Source organism: Clostridium sp. Marseille-QA1073 (assembly GCF_054863625.1).
On the sequence record NZ_JBSVQM010000029.1, the window covers coordinates 1 to 18,120 of the forward strand.

Here is an 18,120-nt window from a genome sequence, read left to right on the forward strand (position 1 = left end):
TCCCCCCCTAATATAAAAGGACTTTGCAATGCAAAGTCCTAATTTATTTATTATGTAAAAATTATTTTTAATCAACTAAAACTGCAGTACCTGAAACTGTTACCATAAGCATGCTGCCACCTTGACCTAGCACTTCATAATCTACATCTACTCCAACAACTGCATTACCACCTATTGCCATAGCTCTTTCTTCTAATTCTCTTAATGCAGCCTCTCTTGCTTCAATTAATTCATTTTCATAAGATCCTGAACGTCCTCCAAAGAAGTTAGTTAATCCTGCTTTGAAATCTTTAATAAAGTTAACTCCTGAGATTACCTCACCAAAAACTATTCCTTTGTACTCTAATATTCTTTTTCCTTCAATTGCATTTGTTGTCGTAACTATCATAAATTATCCTCCAAAGTTTTTTAATATTAATATAGGATTTTTCTATTATATTTTATACTTAAATAAAATAATTTCTATAATTTTTTTAAATATATTCTACAAATGTATGAAAAATCCCTTTATTTTCTTTAATATTATATGTAAATTTTAATTTTTTTAAAACTATACCATAAACAAAAAACTGAAAATTTAAAATTACGTTAATCAAATTACTGCTGCTAGAGGAAATATTTCTAGCAATGATGTTAAATACATCTTATGTTATGGTTCAACTTTAAGTACAGTTTTAGTTACTTCATCTTTCAGCCCATTTAAATACATCTCATGTTAAGGTTCAACTTCATCAATTGAGAATTGACTATTGACAATGGACAATTATTGATATTTCTCTCTTATAAGAGAAATTTAAAATTCATTTGTTTTTAAAAAAATTAGTTTGATTAAAACTAATTTTAACCTTAATTGTCAATTATCTATTCTCAATTTTCAATTGTATAAGATTCAACTACTGTGTTTAAGCCATTCTTTATTTTTATCATATCATTAAAACTATTGAGATTAAAGAGTTTTCTTAAAATTTTCCCAACCATTTTGTGTTTAAAAAATTAATAAAAACCCCTCACGACCTTTGAGTTTTCAATAGGTTGCGAGGAGCTTTATTTTTAGGGAGATTGGAAAAATTTTGTGTTAGTATACTAATAGGACAATTAGATATTTACTATTACATTAAGTCAAAATAAAAAAATGAAAATTTATATCAGTTAAAAATTACTGTACCACAGTTAAAATACTCTTTACTGCGGTGCTCCAAAGAAAATTTTATTTATAATCAGCATAACTTTTATTAATAATGTACTCTAACTAACCAAAATCTTATTTTTTTATCACTCCAGCCTAAATCCCATGGTACATCATTTCTGTCTACATTATGGCAGCTTACCAACGAATAGCCTTTGGAGTCTGCTCCTGTTACTACGGAGATATGAGTAATATCTCCTTTTTTCTCATAGGCTATGAAATCTCCAGGTAACAATTTATATGATGCTTTATATACATTTTCATAAGAACCTTTTGCTATAACTGATGCTCTACCACTATTTAACATATAGTGAGTAAATTTATCTGCGTTTACCCAAGGTCCTGTAGCGCTTCCTTTATCATAATTCCATGTATAATTCTTTTTAAACTTTCCTCCTTCATGAAGTATTTGAGATGCAAAATTTGCACAATCTCCTCCTTCATAGTTAAAGTTTCTATATTTTTTATTGTATTTAAAATCAAATTCTGGTTCTGTAGCTGAGCCGCAATACATTTTAGCATACTCTATAGCTCCCGCTCTTCTTTCGTTTAAGTTAGACATGTCTCTCGGAGGTTGTGAAATTATATGTTGTTTTATATCATTAGATTTTATATTCTCTAGGTCTAAGGAGTCTGCAAAAGGGTCATTATACCATTCTTTTGTAATAAGCCAATTACCATCTTTTTTAGCTAAAGTCATAGTATGATAGCTTCCTATCCTCGATTTATTGGAAACTTCTGGCTCGTCTTCATAGGAATATTTATATTCCATTGAACAAAGTATATTAAATGAATAAACATCATCATTACCCTTTACTTTTCTAATTACTACATGAGGGTTTATCTCTGTAAACTTAACTCCTTGCTTCTCAGCCCAATTTATTATGTATTTAGTTTTCTTTTCTTGATATTCATATGCCCATCTTCCATATTTACTATCTGTATCATAAAACTGTTCTACCAGTTCTAAGTCCTGATTTAATATGGCTAAACTTCTATCCTTAAAAATTCTTTCAACAACCTGATTAATATCAACATCCTCTTCCTCTGCCTTCACTGTATAAAATTTATTGAAAGGGCTAAAGAGAATGAGTAATAGCAAGATAATGACTTTTTTACAGGAAGAGAATCTCATATGTACACCTCTTTTCTAACTTAAAGCTTTGTCAATTTTTTCAATATAGGTTTTTATTGTTTCATCGCATGGTACGCCTTCATACCAATTAGCTTTTTCTCCCTTATTATCTCCAAAGTATCTTGCTTTTAATATAATTTCTGGACGATATTCAAAATGTAATATATCAAAATGTCCCCATTTTCCTCCCCACACAAAATTGTTCTCTTCAAAGGTTTTTACTAATTCATCTGGATATTGAAGTAATCTAGCTTTTCCTTGTTCTCTTGATGCCCATTTCCAATAATCTCTTTTATCACTAGCAATATCTATAGCAATGCCATAGGCATGTGGACTTAATCTTCCTGTTCCTGAGATTATTCTATAGTTAAAAGTTCCATTAGATGGATTTACAAATGGTCCAATCTTAGTATTAGTTTTGGCAAGTATTAAAAGTTTTTTTGAAACATTATCTAAATTTTCAGCTGCCTTATTATTTTTATTAAATTTATAATTTTGATATGCAAAATTTACATTTGTAAGATTTTTTTCTATCTGTTCTCTAGATGAGCCGTATACTTCATTTAATAATGAATAAACTCTTATACGACCAGGATCAAAATTTTCCTCCATTAAATCATCAATTTTTTCAAGAGGATATACTTGCTCCATCATGTCCTGTAAATCCCCATTAACCAACTTTTCTTGTTGAGTTTTTTCTTTTTTATCATCGTAAACTATTTTATTTCCTGATTTCATAACTAAATAAACAAGCCCATTATCCTGTTTTTCTATATCAACAATATCCTCTGGATATGCCATAAATAAAGATAATAAGTCCTGTTTCATAGTAGTATCATAATCTATATTTTGAGCGTAAGCATTTATATTATAGAATTTACTTGTTAATAAGGTAAATGCTACAATAAAGGAACATATTTTTTTCATTTTAATACCACCTCTAAGAATTTATATATTCATATCCTCTCCCTTAGACTAATATAATATGTATTCGTCTTTAAATTAAGATTGCATTTTTATAGATATATGGGTATATAATGTTAAAACTTAAAATATACTATGAAAATAATACATAAAAATAGTCTAAATCTTTATAAATTAAAGATTAATAATTAGAATGAAGAATTAGGATGAAATTACTAAATGTGAATTTCTTAAAATAAAATTTATTTTAAAAACTCAAAGGCGCTGGCATTATAGTTTTAAGCCATAATTCGTATCCCTTCATTCTTAATTGCGATCATAGAAAAAGAATTTTTGACATTATATAGAAATTAAAATTATACATAAGTTAAATTTTCAAAATTTGTGAAATCCATAATCCTAAATTTAATATATATTAAAACACATGCCAAAAAATACCGTTATTTTGAAGTTATAACCTAGATTTTCAAGATAGTTTATCTATAACATTATCCAATAGCTATCTTGATTATTTAATAGAAAAATATTTTTAAAAATAAATGAGGATATGTCATATCCTCACTAAATATTATAAATTATACTTCTGCAATATTTAATGAAAAATTATATCCAACAAAGATAACAATAGCTGAGAAGGCACATAAAAAAGCCATATTGATAATCCGGAGATATTATGCACTATGTCAATAAAGGTCCATGAGATTCCTGTAACTTCTGTTATATTATATAAAGCTACATTTATATCACATAAAATAAAAAGTATCATACCATAAGCTATCATATATTTATTAGGGCAAGGGTATAAATTATTTTTACAAATTTTTATAGCTTTTCTAATACTGATTATTAGACAAATAGCATAAATAATGCTACTGCAAATAATATATCAATTTTTATAATAAACAAATTAATTAATAAATAAGATAAACGTGCAGGAAAGGAATGTAATTATAAATTTTAGAGATGTTTCACTAATTTTAAGAGCTTCATATCTAATAGAATAAAGTATTTGAACCACACAAAATAAAGCTACACCTAAAGTATAATAATTGAAAACAGTAAGAAATAAATCTGCAAACATGGTTATAAAAAGTCCTGCTTTAAGTAAAGAAATATCTAATTTATTAAGAGAATTTTTTTCAGCAAATAAACATATTAGAAAGCAAAGCATTATACATATATACTTAATCATATATGATGAAATAAATATTTCTATATTGAAAAACTCTATATACAAAGAAGAAAATGCCTATTATAGAAACTATTATTAATAAAGCTTTAAGAAACCATGATCCATAATTTATACTACTTTTCAACTGTATCACCATCATCATTTAAATTTTATCTCACATATTTTTTTATTTTTTATAAATTTTCAAATCAATTTCTTAATTTAGTTTACTCAAATTTAAAGATATTATTAAATATTGAGTAAAAGGTTAATATAAATATGCCGTTCTACAATTAATGTATATATTGAAATGAATGTTATTCTTTTAGTACTTTAATTGTATCTATTTAGTTCACAATATCAAAAATTAAAATTTATGATTTATGTAAAGCAAAAAAAGAGCTTTTGGCTCCTTTTCTATTTTAATAAATTTAAATGTTATTCTTAATTTTGTTCTAATGCTATTAATTTATCTCTCTTTAAAATATGTCCATCTATCCATTTTATTACGAACTCTAGTATCTCTATTAGATATCGTTGTTGACTTTCATCAATTTCTTTTAAATCAAAGCTATTAATCTTTGCAATAAAGTCATCATGTTCAACTTTGTGTGATAAATATTTTTTATAACCTATACTAAGCATGTACTCTTCTTCTGATTTAAAATGAAATACAGCATAATCTTTTAAATCATTTAATATTTAATTAATTCTATCGTATTTATCTGTAATAAATTGATTTTTCCAAAAGTTGTATAAATCATCAGCTATTCAATTAATTTTTTATGTTGTTCATCTACTAGTTCCACTCAGTAATATATACTCATCTTTCCAGCTATTCATTTTATCCTCATCATCAAATTATAAGATTTTCTATATAAATCTAAAAATCCCTTCTATAAAATCAATCGTTTTTTACATATAATTTAAAATTTACTTATAAATTCTTCTGTTTTATTATTTATATATAAATTCATCTATCCTCATAAAATTAAATCCTTTAATTTATTGCTAATAAAATTATAAACTTTTTCTATAATATAGAAAGATAAAATCTTCTATCACTTAAATATTAAGAATTATTAGTTATAATCCCAATAATCCTTTTAAATTCTATATTAAAATTAATAAAATTTAGTTTTCATTATTTCAAAATAATATACTTTTAATTTCTTTAAAATCTTTGATATAATAATCTGCAAATTTCTTTATTGCATTATGTTGTCTTTCATCCCTTTTTAGTAAGTATTCTGTTAATATGGTCTTTATTCCTAACTCTTTTGCACCTTTTAATTCATCAGAACCACCATCTCCAATAAAAATGCATTCTTTTGGATTAACATTCATTTTTTTAATGCAATATCATATATTTCAGTTTGAGGCTTTAAATATCCTACTTCATATGAAAATATTGTATCGTCAAATAAACCATTTAGAGGAGACTTCTCCCAATGCATCACATCAATTATATCTGCATTACTGAGCAAGCATATCTTCTTTCCATTTTTCTTTATATCTGCAAGAACATCAAGTATTGTAGAATCTACATCAATTAACGATTTTTTAAATCTCTCTTCCCTTAGTTTTAAAATTTCTATTTTCTCACACTCTTTAACATCTATTTGCATTTTTTCAACAATACCTTCAATTATCTTCTGAGGTTTTTTTTCCTGTCCAGTTGCTCTTTTTACATATAGTTCATTGTCTTCTGTATATTTTTCCCATTCTGCTTTTGTTATTCTTAATACATCATTTTCATTTCTTAAATCGTTATATTTTGGTGTTACCAGTGTAAAGAACAAATCAAAAAATATAACATTTATATTATTATTCATATTGAAACCCTCACTTTTATATTTAATCTTTCATGATATATTTAATCAAATTTTCAGCTCTTTTGATATTGCAAAAATGTCTATAACTTAGATATTAATCTAATTCATATCACTATCTACCTACTATTAATTTTCTTTGCTCTCTGTACTGGGGTTATCTTATCTAGCAATATATTATTCTACAATCACATATATTTACCTTTTATAAACAAAAAAGTTAGCTTCTAAATTTAAGTTAAAACAAGGTCTTTTGCAACTAGCCAATATAAAGATTAATTTAAAAATACAATTATAACTAAAAGAAAAAACTTTTATTTTTTAATAAGTAATTTCTTCATGTTAATTTTTAAATAATAAATCAAATAATTAAAAAGAGAATTACTAGGTATAATTCCTAATAATCCTCTTTTTTGATTTCTAGTTTTAAATATACTATTTTTTCTCTTCTTTGCTTTGATCTGCGCTTTGATCTTTATTTTCTTCTTTGTTATCTTCTTTGTTGTCTTCTTTTTTATCTTCTTTACTTTCTTCTTTTTTATCTTCTTTATTTTCTTCTTTTGAAGAATCTTTATTTTCATCTACTTTTTTATCTTCTACTTTAGTACCTGGAGTTTCTTCTGTCTTTTGTCCACAAGCCATAAATCCAGTAGCTGTTAAAAGTACTGCTCCTGTTAAAAGTAATGTTTTTATTCTTTTTCCCTTCATGAATATTCCTCCTAAAATTTTAATTAATACGTATTACATATTATATATTACCAAAGTTTATTAATTTTTTCAAATTATATTCACTTTTTATTCATTAAAAATTAATGAGAAAATATAAAAAGACAAGAATTAACTAGATAATACTAACCAATTCTCTTGTTATTCTAAGGATTACATTTACTGCAAGGCTTATATTTTTTAGATATTGCATCTGCTCTAGACATAGCAGTAGGATTCTTCATATTACTACAAGTATCATTTTTGTGATACGCTTTTCCATTCAAAGTTACATATACAGTGTTTGATACTGGTTGAGGTTGTGGTATTTGATTCGATTCTGTAGTATTATCTTTATCTGGCACGTAACTTCCTGTTTTAATAATGTTAATTATTGTCTCTGATACAACACCAGTACCTCCTAGTACTGTTATTGTATTAAATTTGTTCTCTTTTACAAAATTTAAAGTAGTATTATTTATATTTTCTTCTACTAATAAAATATAGCCGTTATTTTTAGCAGATAATGCACTTCCTGCTAAAGCATCAGGATAATTATCTCCAGTTGCTACATAAATATTTTCTTTGTTATCTACAAATTTATTTATTAAATTTATATTTCTCTCGTATTTATTTACTCCACTTATTCTCTCTGGTGAAGGAAGTTGTTTGTATACTACTTCATTTATTTCCTTCGTTCCACCAATTACATATGTTTTTGATACTTGTGCTAAATATTTTTTAACAGCATTATTTATGTTACCCGATGGACTTAGTATAATTGGTGCTCTCATTTGAGCTGCAATAGGTGCAACTGTAAGTGCATCTGCAAAATCAGTTCCAGTTACTATAAATGCTTCTTTAGTATTTTCTAATTTTTTAGCAACCTCAACAGATGTCTCATATCTTCCATGTCCCCATATTCTTTCTATACTTATACTTTGCTTTTTTAATTCATTTTCTATTTGTGGTCCTACTGCTCCTAGTCCCCCTACTATAAATACTTTTTTAACACCTAACCTTTTTATTTCACTTAAGGTATTATTATTTAATTTACTTTTTTCTGTTAATAGTATTGGAGCATCATATTTTTTAGCTAATGGTGTTGCACTAAGTGCATCTGGATAATCTGAACCTGTAACTAAAACTGCATATTCTGATTTATCCCATTGTGATGTAACAGCTTTTGCAGTTTCATACCTCCCTTGACCAGCTAGTCTTTTTACTTGAGTTTCTGCATTAACATTTAAGCTAAGTAGATTGGTAATTATTAATGTTAATGCAATAAAACAGGATATAACTTTTGTTTTTCTATTATTCCCCATAAAATCACCTCTCAATGTATTATTATTCTACAATTATTTATATTATCCTTTTATAAACGAAAGAGGATTATTAGGTACGTCTCCTAATAATCCTTCTTAAATTACATCCTATGTTAAGGTTCAATCAAATTGCTTTAAATAATTTAAAACAGAGATTAAAATTTAAATACATCCTATGTTATGGTTCAATTCTTCTTGCCTTTGAGTATATATCTCTTTTTCTGTTATTTAAATACATCCTATGTTATGGTTCAATCCTACTTTTTATAATTTATTTGTGTTATGCCTTAATTTAAATACATCCTATGTTATGGTTCAATCACTGCACTTAAGCCATTCTCTATTTTCATTATACCTCTTAACCCATTGAAAATAAAAGGCTTATTAAAAATTTCGCCAACTATTTTGTGTCTTTTAAAAAACAAGAATAAAACTCCTCATAAACCTTGATATTTCAACAGATTATGAGGAGTTTTATTCCCTTCGAGGTTGGTAAAACTTTATATAAAATTTGATATTAAATTTATTGGCATTGTTCCAAACTATACTACACCTCAGGGGAACCCTAAAGGGCTTCACTACTGTTCCCCAGAGGTGGAAAACTAATAGTATTTTGTTATTACAAATTGGACAGGGTACTATAAAAATCCCCCTTAGATTTGCTCTATAATCTAATGTTGAAGTACATCTTATGTTAAGGTTCAACATTTTTGAGCGAACAAATGGAGCAAAATAAACAAACATTTAAATACATCCTATGTTAAGGTTCAACCACCCATGTAATGCCTAAAGAAAAAGTTTCTGCTGCATTTAAATACATCCTATGTTAAGGTTCAACTTATACTGCATAGGGAATTTGATAAGCAACAAACATTTAAATACATCCTATGTTAAGGTTCAACCTCTTCTGTATCACTACTATCTGGCATGTAAAAACATTTAAATACATCCTATGTTAAGGTTCAACTATAATAACAAACAAGTTTTAATTCTTAGAGACAAATTTAAATACATCCTATGTTAAGGTTCAACCTTTAAGAAAGAAAAATAATTAGGGGGATAAATCAATTTAAATACATCCTATGTTAAGGTTCAACATCTTAGGCTAGAAATAGAGACGCTTAGAAGTATGTATTTAAATACATCCTATGTTAAGGTTCAACAAGAGAGGTTGACGATTATATACTAAATAAATTTAAATTTAAATACATCCTATGTTAAGGTTCAACTATCACATTGATATAGAAACTGGCGAGATTATTTTATTTAAATACATCCTATGTTAAGGTTCAACTGTTACACAAGATACATGGATAGATAGGCGCCTAAGATTTAAATACATCCTATGTTAAGGTTCAACATAAATGGGAAATAACCTCGGTCGGTCATTTCCTATTTAAATACATCCTATGTTAAGGTTCAACTATAACTTTATCATCAATAACAAATTGAACTTCATTATTTAAATACATCCTATGTTAAGGTTCAACATGTTCCACTAACGAAATCTTGTTTTAGTGTTTCATCATTTAAATACATCCTATGTTAAGGTTCAACAACAACGTATTTGCCTATCAAGTAATCTGTCATTTATTTAAATACATCTTATGTTAAGGTTCAACAAAATGGTTTAGAAAACATGGAGACTGAATTAAAATTTAAATACATCCTATGTTAAGGTTCAACCACTGTATTTAAGCCATTCTTTATTTTTATCATATCATTAAAATCATTGAGATTAAAGAGTTTTCTTAAAATTTTACCAACCGTTTTGTATTTTTGAAAAAATAATAAAAAAGCTCCTCATAAATCTTGATATTTCAACAGATTATAAGGAGTTTTCTTTAAACTTAGGTTGGTAAAATTTTATATAGTTTTAATATTAATATTTTTAAAAAGTAACTGATTAAGAAATTATACTAATAAAATTACTGCACCCCATGGGAATCTTGCCGTAAGGATGTCAAATATATCTTATGTTAAAACTCAACTATTTAAATTGTTCTTTTATAAAATAAAAATAAGATAGTCTATAAATTTTCTGATAAACCACCTTATTAAGCTAATACAATGCATAGTTATTATCATATTTAATGATTTTTTAGATAATTTTCCACTTCCATAGCTGCTATAGATATGATGTATAATCCAATTATAATCCACGTATCTTTATTATTTTCAAGCTTTGAAAATAATAGATACATCATTAAAAGCATAGATATAGTCCTAGCAAACCTAGCAATATATTTATATTTTTTCATTATTTATCTCCCCCTTAACTAGTTTACATTATTAATCAAATGATTTCTAATCTTTAAATAAATGGAATATATTTAAACTTTAACTCAAAATAAGATAGTCCTTAACATAAGTAAGAACTATCTTTATTGCATTATTTTATATATAATTATCTTTAAATGAAGTTTTTTGAGATAAGGTAAACCATTGCATTTAATTTGACAATTTAGTGTTAAAAAATTAGAAGTTAACACAATTTCCAGCAATAAATACAGAGGATATATTTATATCATCATCAAATAATAACATGTCCGCGTCTTTACCAATTTCAATACTTCCTTTATGTTTACTTACACCAATCGCTTCACCTGGAGATAAGCTAGCCATCCTTACAGCATCTTGAATTGGTATATTTAACATACTTACCATATTGTATACCGCATCTTTTAAATTTAATGTTGACCCAGCTAAACCTCCATTCTCTAAACGTGCTGCTCCATTATTAACTATGACCTTTTGTCCACCTAATTCATATTCTCCATCTTCAAAGCCTGCTGCCCTCATAGCATCTGAAACTAATATTATTTTATCTACTCCTTTTGTTTTTAGAGCAATTTTTACTGTTTCATCATGTAAATGTATCCTATCATAGATAAGTTCACAATATACCCTATCATCTGTAAGAGCTGCTCCTATTATACCAGGCTCTCTATGGTTAAATTCTCTCATACCATTAAATAAATGAGTAGCTACTGTTACACCATGATTTATTCCTCTTTTAGCTTCGTTAAATGTAGCATTGCTATGAGCCATTGCAATAGTAATATTCTTTTCTTTTAAGTAAGAGATAATCTCTATAGCTCCATTAAATTCCGGTGCTATAGAAACCATCTTTAATTTATTTTTAGCCAGCTCTACAAAGTCCTTAACAATCTCAATATCCGGCTCTTTAATATATTTTTCTGGTTGTGCTCCTTTTCTAAGAATGGAGAAAAAAGGCCCCTCAAGATGAATACCTAGTAACTGTGACAGTGTTTTCTTGTTTTTATAATCCGTTATATTTTTTATTGAAGTAATAATATTATCATATGAAGAGGTTATTATAGTTCCTAAATAGGAAGTAATTCCATTTTTTATATGAAATTCTCCAATTCTATCAAGAGTTTCTTCTGTGCTATCCATAATATCATGACCTGTATTGCCGTGATTATGAATATCAATAAAACCAGGTGATAAGAATTTTCCATCTCCATTGATTACTTTACTTATTAATTCTAGATTTATATTTTCTTCTAAATCTATATCTATTATTTTACCTTCATTAAATACAACCCCATATCCTTTTTCTACACTATTAGGTGTAATTAATCTAATATTTTTAATTAAAGTACTCATTAAATCTCCTTTTTATAATTTAATCTTTTCAATAATTATATCTTCTATAAGTCTATTAATATTATTGATGTCTACCTTTCCTGTTTCCTCTTCTAAAGCATTAGCTGTTCCACAAGCCGCTGCTAATTTTAGCATATTTTCAAATTCATAATTTCTTTTTAAAGATACAGCAAATCCTGCTATCATTGCATCTCCTGAACCTACTGGATTAACAGCCTTTACTTTAGGTGTTTTTACTCTATACATATAATTATCATTAAATACTAAACATCCTTCTCTTCCAAGAGATACAGCAATTATATTGATACCTTCTTTAATCATAGGACTTACTGCTTTGATTATATCCTCTTCTGTAGAAATAACATTTCCAATGAGATTTTCTAATTCTTCCTTATTTGGCTTTATTAAATATGGTCTAGCTTCCATACCCTTTTTTAACGCTTCTCCACTGGTATCTAACAAAATTTTCTTTCCTTCTCTATTAGCGGTCTCTATTAAATTCTTATAAGCCTCTATGTCCACATCTTTTGGCATACTTCCTGAAATACATATGATTTCATCCTGTCTAATTAATTCTTCATATAGCTTGTAAAACCTCTGCATATCTTTTTGTGATATCAAAGGGCCAGACTCTAATATCTCTGTTTGGCTACCATCATCTGAAATTATTGCTAAACAACTTCTGGTCTCACCATCAATGGAAACAAAATTATGCCTAATATTCATTTCATCTAACTTTTCCTCTATATAGCTTCCAGATCTTCCTCCTAAAAAGCCTGTAGCTATAACTGGTTCGTTAAGAGTTTTTATTATTTTTGCCACGTTTAATCCTTTTCCTCCAGGAGTATACTGGAAGCCATCAGCTCTAAAAACCTTTCCCCTCTCAAAGTTTTTAATATTATATCTTCTATCAATTGATGGGTTTAAGGTAACAGTAATCATTAGTTTACCCCCTATTTATACTGCCACAAATTTTTATTTTTTCTGCTACTGCCTTTTTTAATGCTTCTTTAGCAGGTACTAAATAATGTCTAGGGTCATTTGCACTAGGATTTTCATTAAAGAATTTCTTTATTGCATCAGCAAAAGGCATTTTTAACTCCGTTGCAATATTAACTTTGCAAATACCATATTCTATTGCTCTTATAAGACTTTCAGCGGGCACTCCTGAAGCTCCATGTAATACTAAAGGAATGCTGACTAAGTTGTTAATTTCATGTAATCTTTCGAAATCTAACTTTGGTTCACACTTATAAGCTCCATGGGCAGTACCTATTGCAACTGCCAGTGAATCAACTTTTGTTTTTTCCACAAAATCCAAAGCCATATGGGGATCTGTAAGCATGCTATCTTTTTCTTCAATTTTTCTTTCATCTTCTTGTCCACCAACTAGCCCTAGTTCTGCTTCTACACTTACATTATACTTATGTGCAAAGGTTACCACTTCTTTTGTTATTCTAATATTCTCCTTATATCCCTTTAATGAGGCGTCTATCATTACAGACTTATATCCTTCTTTTATACATCTTTTTATGGTTTCAATATCTGAACAATGATCTAAATGCAATGAAATGGGGATATTATATCTTTTAGCTCCAACTTTAACCATTGAAACTAAATAATCCATTCCTGCATAATCAATAGTTCCTGGTGTAGTAGCAATGATTACTGGTGAGTTTAACTCATTAGCAACTTCTAATACACCCTGCATTGTTTCTAAATTATGAATATTAAAAGCTGGAACAGCATATCTATTTTTTTTGCAATCTAATAACATTTCTTTTGTTGAAACAATATCCATCTTATTCACCTCTCTAATATCAAATTATTTATATGGTTAAAATTCCTCAATAACATAAGGCTTACCTCATAATTCTAATAAGAATACTATACTAATATGCCACTATCTTTATCAAATATGTGAATTTTTTTATCATCTAGATATAGCCTTACCTTATCTCCTTTTTTCACAATATTATCCGAATCTACTCGAGCTGTAAATGAACTGCCTTCCATTGTAAGATAGAGATATTTCTCTGAACCTAGCATTTCTATAAAGTCTACTATACCATCTAAGAATACATCAGTTTTCTTTTTATTATAATACATATGTTCTGGTCTAATTCCCATTATAATATCTCTACCTACATATCCCTTATCTATTATTCTCTTAACTCTAGCACTATCTAGTTTAATCATTGAATTAAGGAGTTTTATGAAAATATCTCCGTCCTCTTTAACAACTTTAGCATCTACGAAATTCATCTTGGGGCTTCCTATAAATCCTGCTACAAAGATATTTGTCGGATTTGAATATACATTTTCTGGTGTATCTACTTGTTGAATTAAACCATCCTTCATTATTACAATTCTATCTCCCATTGTCATTGCTTCAGTTTGGTCATGGGTGACATAAATAAATGTAGTTTTTAATTTATTGTGTAGCTTTGTTATTTCTGCTCTAGTCTGAATCCTTAATTTCGCATCTAAATTTGATAGTGGTTCATCCATTAAGAAAACCTTTGGATTTCTAACAATGGCTCTTCCAAGAGCAACTCTCTGCTTTTGACCACCTGAAAGGGCTTTAGGTTTTCTATGAAGCAGGGTTTCTATTCCTAATATTTTTGCCGCCTCTTTAATCTTCTCATCTATTTCTTGTTTTGGATATTTTTTAGATTTAAGACCAAAAGCCATATTGTCATATACAGTCATATGAGGATATAGAGCATAATTCTGAAAAACCATTGCTATATCTCTATCCTTAGGATGAACATCATTAACAAGTTCATCATCAATATATAGTTCACCTTTAGATATATCTTCTAGTCCTGCAACCATTCTAAGTGTAGTAGATTTTCCACATCCTGAAGGCCCTACTAGTACTATAAATTCTTTGTCTTCTATTTCTAAATTGAAATTACTTACAGCAGTTACATCACCGTCATATATCTTATATAAATTTTTAAATAATAAACCAGCCATAAAAGCTCTCCCTTCATACTTGAATAGTATTTAACTCATTCAACGATCGTGGATTTCCCATTTTAATTGCTCTGCTTTTATATTTTCAACAATATTAATATTGCTTTTCCCCATTTTCATAGTTAAAGCGTATAGTGCAGCACCATATACTGGCTTTAATATAGGAGTAATTAGCTCAATACATTTATTTTCATCTTGAAAGTATTTTCTTAAAGGAGCTAAAACATACTCGCCTGCATTAAATACTCCCCCCGAGTAAGAAACTAATAACTTTTCCTCAGGTAAAAAATCTAATTTATCTATTATAGATTTAATAGTTAGGTAAAGTTCAAATGCCGCTTGTGAATAAGTTTCTATTGAAATTTTGTCATTTTCTTCAGCTGCTTTGTATAATAATTTCGCTAGTTTTGCAACTTCCTCTCTTTTCATTTCCATCTTATTCACAACAATATCAAGTAGATCAAAATCATTTTCAATACCAAATTCATTTCGAACAATATGGTATAAAGGTGTTCTCTCTAATCTCCCATCAACTTCTTTACTAAATATCTCTATAACCTTTTTGCCAAGCCAAAAGGCTGAACCTTCATCTCCACAAAATGGACCCCATCCACTAGATCTAGCAGTCTTACCTTTATAGTCCACTCCGTATCCTATTGCACCTGTTCCAGCCACAATGTTTATTCCAGGATTACACCCTAGCGAGCCTGCCCATGCCACCACAGCATCATTTACGCATTTATATGTATCCTTCAATAAGATACTTTTGACCACTTTTTCAATAGTATCGATATCCGCTGGTATTTCTCCATATCCTGCAATTCCAATTACAGAAAAATCTATCTCACATATACATATATTTGCTTGTTTACAAACCTCTTCTATACCTTCCAACATAACTTTTTCGAATGTTTCTAAAGATGTTTGTTTGTAGTGGCAGGTAGGTTTAATGTGATGCCCAAGTACCTGTCCATTTTCATTTATTATGATGAATTCTGTTTTAGTTCCACCTCCATCTACCCCTAAAAAGTTCAAACAAACTCCCCCTATCACTAAAATATATGAAAATTAAAAATTATTGTAATAATCTTTCATATTTACTACTTTATCTGTTAATCTTGATTCTTCTGCTGCAAAGGCCATCATATGGCTTTGTACGGAGACATTAGCAGATGTTAAAGCTTTACTCTTGTTAGATAAGATTAGAGATATAAAATCTTCCATTATCCCTGTATCTCCACCACCATGCCCTCCAGTGATTTGTTTAGGATTTAATACTTTTCTTTCATTTGTATCAAATAATTGAACTTCTATTTCATTTTTACTATCTATTGCACGAATTTCTCCTTTAGTTCCCATTATTTTAAGGGTTCTATTCACTTGATTTGTAAATGCTGATAAGTTAAAAGTTACTGTAACATTATTTTCAAATTCTAATATAGTACTTTGATGATCAACTACATTATTGTCACAATTGTACACACATCTTCCATAAGGTCCCTTAGCAACTGCCTTTTTAACCTCATCTATTGTTTGAATTTCAACTATTGCAGTAGTGGGCCATCTTCCAACGTTATTGTAATATAATTTAACTGCTGAATAAGGACACTTACTTTCTATGCTGCACTCAACACACCTATCTCCTGCACCTTCAGGCTTTCTTTCCTTTTTAAAATAGCTTAACTCACCAAAGGAAGCTATTTTTCTGCAAGGACTTCCCACTAACCATAATAAGATGTCCATGTCATGACAAGACTTTTGTAACATTAGAGAACTTGATAAATTTGAATTTCTCCAGTTTCCTCTTACAAAACTATGGCCAAAATGGAAATATCCAATATTTTCGTTATGTTGAATGGACATTATATCCCCTATTTCACCGCTGTCTATTATTTTTTTGATAGTATTAAAGAAAGGTGTATATCTAAGAACATGGCATATCATAAATACTTTGTTATTTTCCTTTGCAAGCATTCCTAATTTCATTACTTCCTCTGGTATACTTGACATAGGTTTTTCTAAAAGTATATGATAACCACTTTTTAATGCAAGCTTTGCAGGTTCAAAATGTGTTCTATCTGGAGTAGCAATAACCACTGCATCGCAGAATTTATCTTTTTCTAAAAGTTGTTCCCATGATTCAAATTGATATTCTGATTTTATATTATGTTTTTCGGAAAACTCTTTTCTTTTTATTTCATTTGGTTCTGCTACTGCTATAAATTCTATATGCTCAGGATTTACAAGTGCATAATTTCCATAAATATCTTTACCTCGCTGTCCTGCTCCTATTAATCCAACTCTAATTTTTGACATTTTTAATCCCCCTCAACTAATTAAGATTTCCAAAATATTATAAAATGAATTTCAATCATATTAACCTTTTGTTCCAGTGAAAGCCATTCCTTCAACGAATTGTTTTTGGAATATTAAGAATACAATTATCATAGGCCATATAGCAAGTACAGTTCCAGCCATCATTACTGGGTAGTTAGTTGAATGCTGTCCTTGCATGGAAGCAAGACCCGCTGACAATGTCATCTTATCTATAGAAGTATTTGCAATTAAAGGCCACATTAATGAGTTCCAGCAATACAACATTGTACTTATTGCAAGTGCAGTTAATGCAGGTTTAACTAGTGGAAGCATTATCTTCGTCAATATTTGAAAACGATTATAGCCATCCAATACTGCAGCTTCTTCCAATTCCTTTGGAATATTCATAAAAAACTGTTTCATTAAATAAGTACCAAAAGCACTAAAGAGTCCAGGAAGGATAAGGGCAGGTATTGAATTTAATAATCCTAGTTTCTTAATAATCATGAACTGAGGGATTATAAATATTTGTCCCGGTACCATAAGTACAGATAGTATAAGAATGAATATAAAATTTTTCCCCGGAAAATCAATTCTTGCAAAGGCATATCCTGCCATGGAGCAGAAAACTAGTTGTCCTATAGTGGTTACTATAGTATATACAATAGTATTGTAATAGAATGTTCCATAAGGCAGCGTATCTATAGCCTTCTTATAATTGCTCCACTGAGGTGAAGATGGAAAAATTTTAGGAGGTATTTGTGTTGTTTCTCCTAATGTTTTAAGTGATGTTAGTATCATCCATATAAATGGTATTGCCGTAGTAATTACTCCTATTATTAAAATAAAATATATAAGAATTTTTTTATTCTTATTTAAATTTAATTCATTCATTTTCAACTCTCCTAACC

General features: G+C 28.4%; 17 protein-coding genes and 1 CRISPR repeat array. Of the genes, 1 reads left to right on the plus strand and 16 read right to left on the minus strand.

Annotated elements, in window-relative coordinates; translation table 11 throughout:
* Nucleotides 1–67: 67 nt before the first annotated feature.
* The 3 genes from ACY1IQ_RS18615 to ACY1IQ_RS18625 form a co-directional block, all read right to left on the minus strand.
* A complete protein-coding gene (locus tag ACY1IQ_RS18615; RefSeq protein WP_039632198.1) occupies nt 68–388 on the minus strand; it encodes a putative heavy metal-binding protein in 321 nt (106 codons plus the stop codon).
* An 844-nt stretch (nt 389–1,232) separates the two neighbouring features.
* A complete protein-coding gene (locus tag ACY1IQ_RS18620) occupies nt 1,233–2,321 on the minus strand; it encodes an amidase domain-containing protein (protein WP_461615385.1) in 1,089 nt (362 codons plus the stop codon).
* A 15-nt stretch (nt 2,322–2,336) separates the two neighbouring features.
* Entirely contained in the window at nt 2,337–3,248 is a 912-nt protein-coding gene (locus ACY1IQ_RS18625) for a M15 family metallopeptidase (RefSeq protein WP_461615386.1), read from the minus strand.
* Nucleotides 3,249–4,294: 1,046 nt separating this feature from the next.
* On the opposite strand from ACY1IQ_RS18625, the gene ACY1IQ_RS18630 reads away from it, so the two are divergent.
* A complete protein-coding gene (locus tag ACY1IQ_RS18630) occupies nt 4,295–4,516 on the plus strand; it encodes a hypothetical protein (RefSeq protein WP_461615387.1) in 222 nt (73 codons plus the stop codon).
* 344 nt (nt 4,517–4,860) lie between these two features.
* Here the strand turns inward: ACY1IQ_RS18630 and ACY1IQ_RS18635 are convergent, their stop codons facing one another.
* The 13 genes from ACY1IQ_RS18635 to ACY1IQ_RS18695 all read right to left on the minus strand — a co-directional run bounded on the left by ACY1IQ_RS18635 (nt 4,861) and on the right by ACY1IQ_RS18695 (nt 18,103).
* Complete coding sequence (locus tag ACY1IQ_RS18635) at nt 4,861–5,061, minus strand: hemerythrin family protein (RefSeq protein ID WP_461615388.1); 201 nt, start codon at nt 5,059–5,061, stop codon at nt 4,861–4,863.
* 504 nt (nt 5,062–5,565) lie between these two features.
* On the minus strand, nt 5,566–5,763 hold the full coding sequence (locus ACY1IQ_RS18640; protein ID WP_461615389.1) for a hypothetical protein: 198 nt from the start codon (nt 5,761–5,763) through the stop codon (nt 5,566–5,568).
* Nucleotides 5,760–6,251 carry an HAD family hydrolase gene (locus ACY1IQ_RS18645; RefSeq protein WP_461615390.1) on the minus strand — a complete coding sequence of 164 codons (492 nt, stop codon included), beginning with the start codon at nt 6,249–6,251 and terminating at the stop codon, nt 5,760–5,762. The genes ACY1IQ_RS18640 and ACY1IQ_RS18645 overlap by 4 nt, the downstream gene beginning before the upstream one ends.
* 432 nt (nt 6,252–6,683) lie before the next feature.
* Complete coding sequence (locus ACY1IQ_RS18650) at nt 6,684–6,956, minus strand: hypothetical protein (protein ID WP_461615391.1); 273 nt, start codon at nt 6,954–6,956, stop codon at nt 6,684–6,686.
* Nucleotides 6,957–7,120: 164 nt separating this feature from the next.
* On the minus strand, nt 7,121–8,278 hold the full coding sequence (locus tag ACY1IQ_RS18655) for a cell wall-binding repeat-containing protein (protein WP_461615392.1): 1,158 nt from the start codon (nt 8,276–8,278) through the stop codon (nt 7,121–7,123).
* Nucleotides 8,279–8,954: 676 nt separating this feature from the next.
* Nucleotides 8,955–9,964: direct repeats of the CRISPR family, unit length 30 nt; unit sequence ATTTAAATACATCCTATGTTAAGGTTCAAC.
* A 404-nt stretch (nt 9,965–10,368) separates the two neighbouring features.
* Nucleotides 10,369–10,539 (minus strand): hypothetical protein, encoded by a 171-nt coding sequence (locus tag ACY1IQ_RS18660; protein WP_461615393.1) that lies wholly within the window; start codon nt 10,537–10,539, stop codon nt 10,369–10,371.
* A 217-nt stretch (nt 10,540–10,756) separates the two neighbouring features.
* Complete coding sequence (nagA, locus tag ACY1IQ_RS18665) at nt 10,757–11,911, minus strand: N-acetylglucosamine-6-phosphate deacetylase (protein WP_461615394.1); 1,155 nt, start codon at nt 11,909–11,911, stop codon at nt 10,757–10,759.
* Nucleotides 11,912–11,923: 12 nt separating this feature from the next.
* On the minus strand, nt 11,924–12,853 hold the full coding sequence (gene pfkB / locus ACY1IQ_RS18670) for a 1-phosphofructokinase (RefSeq protein WP_461615395.1): 930 nt from the start codon (nt 12,851–12,853) through the stop codon (nt 11,924–11,926).
* Between the two features lie 4 nt (nt 12,854–12,857).
* Complete coding sequence (gene fba / locus ACY1IQ_RS18675; protein WP_461615396.1) at nt 12,858–13,712, minus strand: class II fructose-1,6-bisphosphate aldolase; 855 nt, start codon at nt 13,710–13,712, stop codon at nt 12,858–12,860.
* Between the two features lie 86 nt (nt 13,713–13,798).
* Nucleotides 13,799–14,893: an ABC transporter ATP-binding protein gene (locus ACY1IQ_RS18680; protein WP_461615397.1), complete on the minus strand. Its 1,095-nt coding sequence runs from the start codon at nt 14,891–14,893 to the stop codon at nt 13,799–13,801.
* A 39-nt stretch (nt 14,894–14,932) separates the two neighbouring features.
* Nucleotides 14,933–15,928: an N-acetylglucosamine kinase gene (locus ACY1IQ_RS18685; protein ID WP_461615398.1), complete on the minus strand. Its 996-nt coding sequence runs from the start codon at nt 15,926–15,928 to the stop codon at nt 14,933–14,935.
* 33 nt (nt 15,929–15,961) lie between these two features.
* The gene (locus tag ACY1IQ_RS18690; RefSeq protein WP_461615399.1) at nt 15,962–17,209 is read right to left on the minus strand and encodes a Gfo/Idh/MocA family protein; all 1,248 of its coding nucleotides are present in this window, start codon (nt 17,207–17,209) and stop codon (nt 15,962–15,964) included.
* A gap of 60 nt (nt 17,210–17,269) precedes the next feature.
* The gene (locus ACY1IQ_RS18695; RefSeq protein ID WP_461615400.1) at nt 17,270–18,103 is read right to left on the minus strand and encodes a carbohydrate ABC transporter permease; all 834 of its coding nucleotides are present in this window, start codon (nt 18,101–18,103) and stop codon (nt 17,270–17,272) included.
* Between the last annotated feature and the right edge of the window lie 17 nt (nt 18,104–18,120).